This is a genomic window from Trichocoleus desertorum ATA4-8-CV12 (assembly GCA_019358975.1).
GTDB classification, from domain to species: domain Bacteria; phylum Cyanobacteriota; class Cyanobacteriia; order FACHB-46; family FACHB-46; genus Trichocoleus; species Trichocoleus desertorum_A.
Genome location: JAHHIL010000031.1, coordinates 13676 through 26361, shown reverse-complemented (window position 1 = coordinate 26361; position 12686 = coordinate 13676). Strand labels below are relative to the sequence as shown.

Below are 12686 nucleotides of genomic sequence, written 5' to 3'. Positions count from 1 at the left end.
ATCGCAGTTTAACTATCTCAGGTGTCTCTATCGCATTGCCAACCGACGACGTTGACGGCGACTGATCAGCAGTAGGGCGATCGCGGCTATGCCAATCACCACTCCTGGCTCTGGGGTACTTGCCATATCCTCTGGGCTGTTATTGTCACCCACGCGATCGAAGCGGTTTTTATCTAGCTCAGCTTGGCGCAGGGCTTCTCTCTGTTGATCATTGACCAGTACGATCATGGAGGAATAAGGGCTAACGATTTTCAGTTGTTTCGCGATCGCATGAACTGTGTCTAGCTGAGCAAGTTGGGGGTTTACCATATCTTTGCTTAAAGCCAAAATGAGCTGTCGTGCGGCTAGAGGAGCGAAGGCATCTGAATTTTTAGGAGTAAAACGTGGAGGTTGATTACTCGAAGGCTTAGCCTGATCACTTTCTGAAGGAGAAGTGTCTGGAGATGCAGTTGGAGGTGCAACTGGGGATGCAACGGGTTGCTCAACAAACCAGGCATAGCCATCTGCCACTGTGACAACTTCTGGCCCTAAAGCCGCTTGAGTTGCTTGGCGTTGTAAGGCTGCGGGAATATCAGAAGCCTTACCACCACCATTGGCCTGGATAATTTTTAGGATGGTGTCATCATACGCGATCGGCAGTTCTCCCAAATGAACCATCCATAAAGGAGCAGAGAGAGTCGCGATCGCCTTTTGCTGATTTTTGCCTAGTTCGTAGCTACCACCATCCGTTAACAACAAGACACCATCATAAGCAGTGTCACCTTGTAAGCGGGCGTATTGTCGCAACATCTGGGTTGGTTGCAAGGTGCCGTAGAAGGTCATTTTGGCTGGATTGAACTGACGAATATCATCAATGCGTTGGGGTTTAGCATTGGCAGCTCCAGTGATATAGAGATCTGCATCATTATTGGCGAGGCTATTGTCAGCGAATCCATGTTGTTTTAGCCACTGGATTGCCTGACTCAGTTCTTTGGCATGGGCTGACATACTGTAGGAGCTATCTACTACAACAGCAAACCGTTTATTTTGCAGAGATGTGTAGTCTTTGAGAGTGATTGGTTTAACAGAAATCTGATAATCTCCCAACTCCACTTGATGCAAACTGGGTGGAGTTTGACTGCTTGCTGGCAGAAAAGCTGGTAGCCAATCCGTTTGATTTAACAGAGGTGACTGCCCATTGTAGAGACGCTGGGTTTTGCGGTTCCAAAAGACATTGCGTTTCTCAGTGAGTTGGGGTAGTGCCCAGCCTTGAGGGTGCCGCATTACTTTGTAGGTCAGCCACAGGTGCATCTCAGTGGGGCGATCGCGGGGTACTGCTTCTCCAGGTAATGTTTTAGGAGGAATGGGAAAGGCTCGTAAGCGGTATTGCTGCGGTCCTACCTGTTCTAACAAGGCTGGGTCAACGCTGCGTCTCACTTGTTCGGTGTAAACCTGCTCAGCAGCTCCGCGTGGGGAGACCTGAAACACAAAGCGCTGGTTGAGGTTAGCAGTATCTCCCAGCCAAACCCCAGTCAATACAGCGGTTTCTGGCAATGTAAAGGCATAGCGAATCTCCTGCTGTTGCGGTGTTTCATTTTGGTAAACCTCATATAGCTCAACATCAGCCCAATCCCCCTTCTCGGTGACTTTTAGCTGTTGCGATCGCAGCCAAACATTCTCTTGATCAATCGCTAACAAGCTGGCTTCTGGCGATCGCCGCCAAGGAGCCTCGGCAATTCTGAGGATGGGTCGAATCGTCTTGGCCTCTGCTTTCTCAATCGGCGTATCAAAGAATTGAGCATAGAGTTTCTCAGCTCTCTCGCGATCGTTGTAAGAGCCTTGATACAAAAATGGTGAGAAGAGACGATTGTTAGCCTCTCGCCAAAACTCAGCGATAGGTCCTGGTAGAAATGATTCAGTAATGTAGTAACTGTTCTCTGAATAACCGAGATAACGGTAGTCTGCCAAATAAGCATTGAGCAAACCTGCCCGAATGACATTTGACTTGGCAACAAGGTCTTGGCGATCGCGATCGGTTTCAGGGGGTGTTGCCAGTAATTTAAAGGCTTGGATTTGTGGCTGTTGCTGACAGGAGACAAATATCACTATCCAAGCGGTTAAACTTGCGATCGCGATTTGTAGTGCCTGTTTTTGACCGTATTGTTCCGCAAAAGCTTTGAGAACGCGATGCCCAGAGCGGATATAGGAACTGCCCAGCTCAAAGGGAAAGAGGAGAAACAAAAAGGCGCTAAACCCCAGGAGAATGGCACCTGCTCGTGCCCACCAATATTCCCAATTCGAGGAATTTATTAGAGGTTTTACCCATTCAAAGGTGAAAAACCAAAGGACAAGTGCAGGAGTTGCAGGGACGCTGTAAGACAATATGACAAGTCCAGCGTAGACGCTTAAGCCAATCAAAAAAGCATGAGCAACTACTTGTATGCTGGCGATCGCTCGATTCTGTCTGGCATATCCATAAAGCAGTTCTAGGTAAAAAGCGATAACACCAACAATTGCAGTCCCAAGAATTAAGGTGCTAGCAGGATTCAGCCGTTGCCAGATAAATAGCCGCAGCAGACAAAGTAGTAGGAGCGGTACTTCCACGCCAAAAAACAGGCGCATTAACTGTGGTGGTTGAGCACGGAATTTCCGGAGACCTACAACCGTACAAATTGTAGAAACGGCGATTAAACTAGCCAGAGTCAACAATACTTCTGGAACTAAAGGGTCTCTGGACAGCTCCTTAGGCAGTTCAGGGGCGATCGTAGGCCATAAGCCAGCACAAACAATAACCAAAAAAGCAATGTTCCAGACCCAAAAGACGGTATGGAATATAGCATGTAGAAAACTTTTCATGCTCGCACTCCTAGGCAGTAAGTTTGACGAGTTTATGAGTGATGCTTTAAAGATGAGATCAACATGGCAGCCTCAGAATCCGAAAACGTGTTTCATGGTGTCTAGAACATGGGAGTAAATGTTGCCTTCCAAATTCCGAAACAGTTCAAAATTCTTGTTGGGTGCGCCGAAGAAGGGTCGTAAGATCCATCCCATTTGGCTACCGACAAAGCCATAGAGCACCAGCCAAAGTTGCAAGATTTTTTGTCGGGTTTTATCATCTGCCTGACTCTCCAGCTCTGGAGGTTGTTTCATGGATTGATAGAAAGCATTCACCCCAATCAAGCCAGTGATCGCGAAAATTACTACATTGAGGAGTTTAAAGAACTGGTAGTCCAGAACCGATAGCCGGAAAAAGAGAGTAATGGGTGCAAAACTACACAGTAGCAAGCTGATCAGTGAAACAGACGCCAATAACAAAGCAAAATGTTGAGCGAAGCTACGATTAGAACCAAACAGGATATTGAAGAAATACAACGTGGGCAGGCAAATTACTAAAGTAATCAAGTACAACGCTGGCAACTTCACAGCAGAAGCCAAAATTTGTAATCCACCTGTAAAGGAACCAATCACGGCTCCATAAACTGTAAATAGAATCGAGCTGCTAACTAGCAACGCAATAATTTTTCGTTCTAGTTTAATTCCTCGATTAATTTCCTCCATAAATCCTGGGCGATCGCGTAAGAGCTGCATTAGGATGCCAAAGTAGCCTCCAACATGTCCCCCAACCTGATGACCCCCAACGTGACCCATACTCTCTCCCTCTGCTGTTTGGTTTAGACCAGCGATTCACCCTTCTCTCAGGCGATCGCAGGTAAATTTTGGGAGTTTAGTCCAGACTTCACTAAAACTTTATATGTTGGCGAATGAAGCGAAATGGTTTATAAGAAGCCATGAGGTAGTGGGATAAGTTGGTGTATGCGGTTGTCGCGCAGCCATGAGTGAACGGGATGAACAACTGAGGCAACTGGTTGCGGCAGTCTGCCAAGCGACTCCCCAAAGCTGGCAATGGCAACAGGCCATGACGCTGCTGTTGACTCAGGTACTCGCTCTGCCCGGTTTGGCTCGCTCTAGTCATCCCAACTACGCCGATGTCCTGAACGAAACGCTGATCGAGTTGGGCGATCGCCTCTGTAGTGAGTTTCAGCCCCAGCCAAATTTATCTTTTGAAACGAGTTTGGTGGCCTGGATCAATAAAAAACTCCGCTTAAAATACCGAGTTCAAGAACTCCACACTCCCACTCAGCCCGCTCCGTTACCTTTAGCGATAGACCTCCCCGCTGCGGGTGCTTGCACCATATGGGAACTAGACGCCGAGATTGAACAACAACAGCAACAGCGCCGAGCGATGCGGGTGGGGCAACAGTTGCAGCAATATGTCGAGCAAGACCGTGAAGCTAGATTGCGGCAATGCCATCCGGGTGCTTATCCGCAAGCCCATGCTCAAGTGCTAACCCAACGCCTGTTGCTGAAGTCGCCACCGGATAAGTTGACGGCGATCGCCCGTGAGCTAGAAGTGCCTTACCAAGCGCTTTACTGGCATTGGAAACATAAAGTTTTACCGTTGTTACAAGAAATCGCCCAAAATTTCGGCTATCAACCCGATAGATCGGTATGACCAGCACTCACACTCCACTCCTCACTGTTCCCCTCAGCCGTGATGCCCATGCTTGGGCTGAGAAATTTGCCGCTGAGCAAATCAATCCGCATCACGGTAAGCGCGTTTATCTCAATACCTTGGCGGTCTATGCCGTTCACACCTATCTCCGCTGGATTCGCATTGCCACAGATCTCAGCCAAGGAGATAGCTGGCAGCTCCATTTGCAAGCAGTGTTAGATGTCGCTGATCTAGTCATTCCTAACGTAGGGAAACTAGAGTGCCGCCCCATCTTGCCGGAAGCCGCAGTTTGCCACTTACCCCCAGAAACTTTAGACCAGCGCGTTGGCTATGTCGGGGTGCAATTTCAGCCACAACTAGATGCTGTGCAGTTGGTTGGTTTTATCCCCGCGATCGCGCCCTCACCTTCTCCTCCTACCCAACTGTCGCTCACCGATCTCCAGCCTCTCGCCAACTTAGCAGCCCACCTACATCAACTCCCCAGCACCCAAGCAATTTCTACCCCAACACCCGTGAATTTAGGTCAATGGCTACAGAACACCTGTGAGGCGGGTTGGCAAACTTTGGAAGTTTTGTTTGGTGATGATCTGCGCCCAGTCTTCAACTTTAGGGGCGATCGCTTTACACCTGCGATTCTCTCTGCTGAAACTAGCCTAGAGCCACCCAAGGGTGTCCGACGAGGGAAGTTAATTGAGTTAGGGGGACAACCCACTGCTTATGTTGCCGCCTTAGTCGTGGGAGTTACCCCTCTACCAGACATGTCTGACAGCAAACATGAAGTGCTCCTGCAAGTTCATCCGACTCGCGAGCAGCGTTTCCTCCCCCCAAATCTGCAACTTATTGTGTTGGATGCAACAAATCAGCCCGTTTTAGATGCTAGTGGCACTCCCCTAGCAGTTCACAGTCATCAAACCGATAACTTCATCCAGCTACTACTCAGAGGCAAGACAGGCGAACAATTCCATGTCAGATTAGTCCTAGGAGAGGTCAGCGTCACCGAAAAGTTCGTGATTTGAATGAGGATGGGGAAGCTAGTTGTCTTCAAACTGGGTCCGGGCGATTTTGAACGGGGCTTTCCGGTAACGTTGCAGATTGGTGCGGAAGGCGATCGCCCCAGTACAGAAATTACTGGGTTTCTCCCACCCAACCTCACCATTTTGGAGGACTACCAGCACTGGCAGACAGCTTATTTAGCTCTAGGTTGGCAATTCAACTTACGGATTGAAGCGCCAGCAGGGCAAGTAAATCGAGTTTCCTTCACCACGATCTGTCAGGATGCGGCTGAGGCTTTAAGCGCCAATCTCAATCATTGGCTCAGTGCTGACTCGTTTCGTCCCGTCCGCGAAAAGCTGCTAGAGAAACTGTCACCTGCCGATCTGATTCGGCTGATTTTGCAAGTTGAAGATCTGCGTCTGCGCCGCTTACCTTGGCATCGCTGGGACTTTTTTGAGCGCTACCCGAACGCCGAGCTAGCTCTCAGTGCGCCTGGATATGAACGATTAGAGCGTCCTGCGATCGCCAGAGACAAGATCCGAATTCTCGCAATTTTGGGCAATCGGACAGGGATCGACACAGAAGCCGATCGCCAACTCCTGACCCAACTCGCCCCCAATGCTGAAGTGGTCTTTTTGGTAGAACCCCACCGCCGGGAACTGAATCAACAACTTTGGGATGCCCAAGGCTGGGATATCCTCTTTTTTGCGGGACATAGCGCCAGTCAAGCGGATGGAGCCACAGGTCAAATCGCAATCAATCCTAATCAACGTTTGGGGTTAGGCAACCTGAAACATGCCCTCCAGCAGGCGATCGCGCAGGGATTGCAATTAGCCATCTTCAACTCTTGTGATGGATTGGGGTTAGCCCACGATCTACAGGCTTTGCATATCCCCCAGATGATCGTGATGCGAGAGCCTGTGCCCGATTTGGTGGCTCAGGAGTTCTTGAAAGCCTTTCTCGCGGCCTTCACTCAGGGAGAGCCGCTCTATCTAGCTGTGCGACAAGCTAGAGAACAGTTGCAGGGATTAGAAGATGAGTTTCCCTGTGCTAGTTGGCTCCCGGTTATTTGCCAAAATCCTGCTGAGCTACCGATGTCATGGCAATCAAGGACTCAGGAATTCACGCAAATTTCTGAGTCTGTTTCCCTAACTTTCATCCCACCTTGTCCTTATCGTGGTTTGGCAGCCTTTCAAGAGTCAGACGCATCGTTTTTCTTTGGGCGAGAAGCCTTTACCAATAAGTTGCTGCACATTGCCGTCACTCAACCACTGATCGCGATCGTTGGGCCTTCTGGTAGTGGTAAATCTTCGCTGGTGGCAGCAGGGCTAATTCCCCGTCTACGAGTGGAGGGAGATTGGCTGATTTGTAGCTTACGCCCCAGCCAACGGCCTTTCCTCCGCTTGGCGGAGCAGTTGGTAGCCCTGCTAGAGCCAGACCGTAGCGAGACAGAACAATTAATTGCGGCCAATCAACTCGCTGCTGCCCTGCAACAAGGAACGCTGACTCTGCCCAATGTTGTGGAGCAAATCCTTTACAGAAACCCAACCGCGCCCCGATGCCTGCTGTTGATAGATCAATTTGAGGAACTCTATACCCTTTGCCAACTGAGCGCTGAACGCCAGCAATTTCTCGATCAGCTCTTGGCCCTGCTGCCTTCCGGAATTTCCTGCACACTGGTTTTGACCCTGCGTGCAGACTTTTTGGAATCCGCTTTAGCTTACCGCCCTTTTGCCAATGCCTTGAGTCAGTTTAGCCCAGAGCTAATTGGCCCCATGAGTACCGCCGATTTGGAAGCCGCGATCGCCAAACCCGCTGCCTTGATACAAGTCAAAATTGCCGATGGCCTGACTGTGCGGATTTTGGAGAGCATTAGTCAAGCTCCGGGAAACCTGCCCCTCCTAGAGTTTGCACTGACTCTACTCTGGGAGCGACAGCAACAAGGCGAGTTAACTCACGCTGCCTATGATGCGATCGGCGGAGTCAATCAAGCACTAACTGTTTATGCTGAGCAGGTTTATGCAAAGCTGGCTGCGGTTGAGCAAAAGCAGGTGCAACGCTTGTTGACGCAGTTAGTACGCCCTGGAGAAGGCAGCGCCGATATTCGCCGCTTAGCCACCCGCAGTGAGATTGGCGAAACTAACTGGCCCCTGGTCAGGCGCTTGGCTGATGCTCGATTGGTGGTGACGAATCGCAGCGCCGATGGTGTAGAAACCGCAGAAGTGGTGCATGAGGCGTTGATTCGTGAGTGGCAACGGTTGCGGCAGTGGATGGAAGAGGTGCGGACGTTTCGGCTGTGGCAAGAGCGACTGCGATCGCTAATTCGGCAATGGCAAGTCAGCGATCGCGATGATGGAGCCTTACTGCGAGGCGCTCCTTTGCTAGAAGCACAACTCTGGCTACAAGAGCAGGGAGCGGATTTGAGTCCAGAAGAGCAAGCCTTTATTGAGCGCAGTTTAGCTTACCAACACCAAGAACAGGTGGAGCGTCACCGGAGCCGCCGCCGAGTAATTTTTGGTCTCAGTTTGGGATTATTAGGGTCATTGGTTTTGGGAGCGATCGCAGCCTTGCAATGGCAACGAGCAGACCTGCAAACGCTCAATGCTCAACTCAGTGCTCAAAGCTTTTCCTCAGAAGCCCTACTAGCCTCTGACAAAGCGTTCGATGCCTTATTGGAAGCCCTCCGCGCTGGCAACCAACTGCAAGACCAGTCAGGAGTAACCCCGACCACGCGGCTGCGAGTTGCCTCGACGCTGCTACAGGCTCTCTATACGGTGCAAGAGCGCCAACGACTCGAACAGCATCGAGATTCGGTCACCAGCCTCAGCTTTAGTCCCAATGGGCAAAACCTGGCCTCAGCGAGTGCAGACCAAACCATTTTGCTGTGGCGGTTGGATGGCAGCTTGCAAACCCGGATCTCCGGTCATCGCGATCGCGTCACAGCGGTACAATTTAGCCCAGATGGACAACAGATCGTATCGAGTAGTGCCGATCAAACGGTGCGGCTCTGGCAAGCTAATGGCACACCTCTCCAAGTTCTCCGAGGCCATACGGCAACTATAACCACCACCAGTTTTAGCCCCGATGGTCAAGTCCTCGCCTCAGCCAGTAGCGACGGCACCATCAAACTGTGGCACCGCAATGGTACGCCCCTCAAAACTTGGACTGATCGAGGTGTCAGCATCCAGCATCTCAGCTTTAGTCCTCAGGGGCAGACGCTAGCCGCTGCTAATAGTGACGGCAGCATCAAAATATGGCGGCTCAACGGCACGCTGCAACAAACTCTTAAAGGTCACAAAGGGGCAGTGAACATGGTGCGCTTTAGCCCCAATGGCCAAGTGCTGGCTTCCGCAAGTAACGACCAAACAATTCGCTTCTGGAACCTGCATGGATCGCCCCCTCAGGTTTTGCCAGGGCATCACGGCGCAGCGACAGCCATCAGTTTTAGCCCGGATGGTAAAAGGTTAGCCTCTGTCGGCGGCGATCGCACCGTCAAACTCTGGAATTTAAAGGGCAAACTAATCCAAACCTTGCCTGGGCATAGCGCTCGGATTGAAGCGGTTAGCTTTAGTCCAGATGGACAAATACTTGCTTCTGGAAGCGGCGATCGCACCGTCAAACTCTGGCAAGTTCAGCGCCGAGCCTTACAAACCATTGGCGATCGCAGTAGTATCACTAGCCTCAGTCCCCATCCAAGTTCCCATCCAAGTTCCCAGAGACCCATGATTGCCGCAGCCAACCGAGATGGTCTCATCCAACTCTGGCAACAAGACGGCCAGCTCCTACGCCAATGGCGAGGGCATCCAGCCTCGATTTATCGCATCCGCTTTAATCCCGATGGTGAAACCCTGGCTTCTGCGAGTGCCGATGGTACGGTGAAACTTTGGCGGCAGGACGGTACTTTACTGACCACCTTCGTCGGTCATAGCGATGGTGTTTATGATGTTGACTTCAGCCCCGATAGTCAAACTTTAGCCTCTGCCAGCTTCGACCAAACAGTACGGCTCTGGAATTCATCAGGCCAACTGCTACACATTCTCTGGGGCCATCAAGATTTAGCCTTAGCTGTCCGCTTTAGTCCGAATGGTCAAACGTTGGCTTCTGCGGGCAAAGACAGTACGATTCGTCTGTGGAGGAGCGATGGATTGCTGCTAAAAACCTTAGAAGGTCATAATTCCAGCGTTCTAGCAATTAGCTTTAGCCCCAATGGTCAAATGCTAGCATCCGCCAGTGGTGACAATCTCGTCAAACTATGGAGTGTGGATGGTAGATTGCTCAACATTTTACGGGGTCACAGTAATACCGTCACCAATATCAACTTTAGTGCCGATGGCCAAACATTAGTTTCTGCAAGTGCCGACAGCACAGTGAAACTCTGGAGTTTGGATGGCACCCTGCTAAAGACGCTTCAGGGATATAACGCAGGTGTCTCCGGAGCTACGTTTGGCGCGGATAATCAACAAATTATCTCCGCTAGCAATGGAAAAGTTGTGTGGTGGAATTTAGAGCTTAACTGGCTCAGGCAACAAGGATGTGACTGGGTTAGAGACTATCTACGCACTAACCCCACAGTAAATGCTCGCGATCGCCAACTGTGCCCAGATTCATCACCACCTGCCATCGGGCAACTCAAGTCAGAAATCAGAAAAGCTATCTTTTGGCGACGTTCAGACCAATGACGCCAAAGATAATCAGGCATATACAGGCAATCTTGAAATTACTCAGGCTTTCGCCAAACAAAACAGCTCCTAGGACAGTGGTGCCGACAATCCCAATTGCAGACCAAATGGCATAGGCGATACTCACTTCTATGCCCTTGAGGGAGAAGCCAAAACAAATAAAAGCGGCTGGATAACCAATCAGAGAACCTAGAAGATATTTGGAATTAACAAAACCGCTCGTTTGCTTTAAACATAAAGTCGCGATCAATTCGCAAATAATGGCAAATGCAAGAAATATCCAGCTTTGGGACATTGGGGCAGGTACTTTAGAATCTTTCCTTATTAACCTACATCTACTATTGCACCACGTTGATTTTGCTACTTCAGGTTGTATTGGGTGGGAGCAGAACGGGGCAGTCCAGATCTGGAGCATTTTTCTGCACCCAAACCCAAGTTGCCCCTTTTTGGCTCTCCGATCTTTAGGCTCGGTAGGTAAGCGCTAGGCGGTTCCGTTCTGCGTAATCGGGGTGAATTTGGATATCCCGATAGTGACCTTGAGTTTGGAGTAAGTCAGTCACAGCTTCCGACTGCCCCACCATCATCTCCATCAGCCAAACTCCTCCAGGCATCAGGTAATCAGAGGCAAACTTGATCAGGTGACGAACGTGGTCCAAACCATCTTGGCCATTGCCATAGACAGCATGTTGAGGCTCATGCGCCACTTCGGGGTCCATTTCCGCTAGTCGAGTACTAGGGACATAAGGCGGATTGGCGATCATGCCGCTGAACTGACCTTGGAGATGAGCTAGAGGTTCAAACCAAGAGCCTTGGTAGAAGTGAATCCGATCGCTCATGCCATACCGCTCAGCATTAACTTGAGCCACTGCTAGAGCCGCCGCATCACAATCGACTGCGTGAATTGAGATCTTGGGGAAGGCATCCGCCAACGCGATCGCAATCGCTCCACTTCCAGTCCCTAAGTCGGCCCAGTGGCCTTCGCTAAGAGGCAGCGAACTTTGAGCCACAGCCGCGATCGCCATATCGATCAGACCTTCTGTTTCCGGGCGAGGAATCAGCACATCTGGAGAGACTTGCAAGGAGAGATTTCGCCATTGCGCCACACCCGCCAAATACTGCACAGGGACGCGATCGTTCAGTCGTCGTTGCCAGAGAGCAGACAAATGAGAGAGCGGCAATGGTAAAGGAATTTCAGCTCGGTCTTTAAAGGATTCTAATTCTAGTACTAAGCCGTCAAGACCTAGCATTTGCTGAAGTAGCCAGTCTAGTTCGGTGACAGAAACATCGGCTGCGATCGCCGTTTGTCTTGCCTGATTACGCCATTGCCAGAGTTCTAAACCTGAAATAGTTTGTGTTTGCAGAGTAGTCATTGATCAACCTCCAAAATTTAGCAATACAGATGAGTCGTGAGTCTTTTTTGGTTTCTCGATATCTTTTTTCAGCCCCGATCCCCAGTGCCAAGGTCAAAGCTAACGGCAGCACTGCTGAAAAAATTTTTTGTAGAAAGCCCAATACGAAGGTTCTACATGTTCAATCTGGGGTGCGAGTTGAGCATGAAAGTTAGCTAGTTGATTGATAGGTAGCGCTGCATTCACATGGTGTTCAACATGATAATTATTGCCATTGACATACCAGGTGATTAACTTGCCAGCCCGGATACTGCGAGTGTTGCGAAAAGGATCGATTGTTTGTTGGTCACAGCCCAAATGCTCTGGCAATTCAATCAGGGCATGAACAGGTCCCGCACTCAGAATTAAAGGCACTAGCCAAATATCCCAAACCACCAATGTGTGCCCTAAAGCTGACCCCATGAGCAGGAGCAAGATCAAGCCGCCTAGAAATCGAAACTCGTTCTGAATTCGGTAGGCTACTTTAGCAGGGACATCCTTCCTGAGTTGATTTAGGATTGCTGCGCGTATGTTTGCCAACGCAGCGGTGTAATGACTGAACATTGACAGATGAGAAATGAATCCTCTCAGTGATGTGAGTTTTTCGTAGCTGTAGCTGAAGGATTCTTGATCCTCAGGCGTTCCTAAAGTGCGGTGATGATGGCCGTGTAGCGCTTTGTAAAGCGAAAAGGAGACGAGCATCGGCAACCCTAGCATAATCCCGACTAGGCGATTGAGCCGTTCATTCGCAAAGATAATGTGATGGGTAAGTTCGTGCTGTAGCTCTATTCCATGAGCAAACATCATACCGAGTAGAAGTTGAGGTAAAGGCTTGAAAGGTGGAGGCAGTGCCGCGATCGCGATTCCCAAAGTGGTGGTTAGGATACCGAAAACTGCCAGCTTGGTCATAAAAGTAGCACGTTGGCCAAAGAAGCTAGTCTCTGGCCTTGTTTGCATTTCCTGCATTGTCTATTCTCCTTCCTTTCTCAGATGGCTTGATTTTGAGGAGTTTTTTCGGTGCTATTCTGGCACGCAGCCAGGATCAAGCAACTCATTCTCATGAGTCATTAGAAGTTGGTTTGTCTCCAAGCCTTGACGCTCCCACCCATATCCCTGGAAATTACATTCTCAAGT

The 12686-nt window shown here is 50.0% G+C and carries 8 protein-coding genes; 3 read left to right on the top strand and 5 right to left on the bottom strand.

Annotated features, from left to right (window positions below):
• Positions 1 to 27 precede the first annotated feature (27 nt).
• The gene (locus tag KME12_18765) at positions 28 to 2835 is read right to left on the bottom strand and encodes a TIGR02921 family PEP-CTERM protein (protein ID MBW4489830.1); all 2808 of its coding nucleotides are present in this window, start codon (positions 2833 to 2835) and stop codon (positions 28 to 30) included.
• Between the two features lie 72 nt (positions 2836 to 2907).
• A complete protein-coding gene (locus KME12_18760; GenBank protein ID MBW4489829.1) occupies positions 2908 to 3627 on the bottom strand; it encodes an actin-binding WH2 domain-containing protein in 720 nt (239 codons plus the stop codon).
• 184 nt (positions 3628 to 3811) lie between these two features.
• Here KME12_18760 and KME12_18755 point away from each other — a divergent pair, with 184 nt between their 5' ends.
• Genes KME12_18755 through KME12_18745 form a run of 3 tightly spaced genes read left to right on the top strand, consistent with a single transcriptional unit; the run spans position 3812 to position 10164 of the window.
• Positions 3812 to 4492: a hypothetical protein gene (locus tag KME12_18755; protein MBW4489828.1), complete on the top strand. Its 681-nt coding sequence runs from the start codon at positions 3812 to 3814 to the stop codon at positions 4490 to 4492.
• Positions 4489 to 5508, top strand: a complete 1020-nt coding sequence (locus tag KME12_18750; protein MBW4489827.1) for a DUF1822 family protein — start codon at positions 4489 to 4491, stop codon at positions 5506 to 5508. The genes KME12_18755 and KME12_18750 overlap by 4 nt, the downstream gene beginning before the upstream one ends.
• Positions 5509 to 5514: 6 nt before the next feature.
• The gene (locus KME12_18745) at positions 5515 to 10164 is read left to right on the top strand and encodes a PD40 domain-containing protein (protein ID MBW4489826.1); all 4650 of its coding nucleotides are present in this window, start codon (positions 5515 to 5517) and stop codon (positions 10162 to 10164) included.
• On the opposite strand, the gene KME12_18740 is transcribed toward KME12_18745, so the two are convergent.
• The 3 genes from KME12_18740 to KME12_18730 form a co-directional block, all read right to left on the bottom strand.
• Complete coding sequence (locus tag KME12_18740) at positions 10136 to 10459, bottom strand: multidrug efflux SMR transporter (GenBank protein ID MBW4489825.1); 324 nt, start codon at positions 10457 to 10459, stop codon at positions 10136 to 10138. The genes KME12_18745 and KME12_18740 overlap by 29 nt on opposite strands.
• 166 nt (positions 10460 to 10625) lie before the next feature.
• Entirely contained in the window at positions 10626 to 11534 is a 909-nt protein-coding gene (gene prmC, locus KME12_18735; protein ID MBW4489824.1) for a peptide chain release factor N(5)-glutamine methyltransferase, read from the bottom strand.
• A gap of 99 nt (positions 11535 to 11633) precedes the next feature.
• Positions 11634 to 12518 carry a fatty acid desaturase gene (locus KME12_18730; GenBank protein ID MBW4489823.1) on the bottom strand — a complete coding sequence of 295 codons (885 nt, stop codon included), beginning with the start codon at positions 12516 to 12518 and terminating at the stop codon, positions 11634 to 11636.
• Positions 12519 to 12686: the final 168 nt, after the last annotated feature.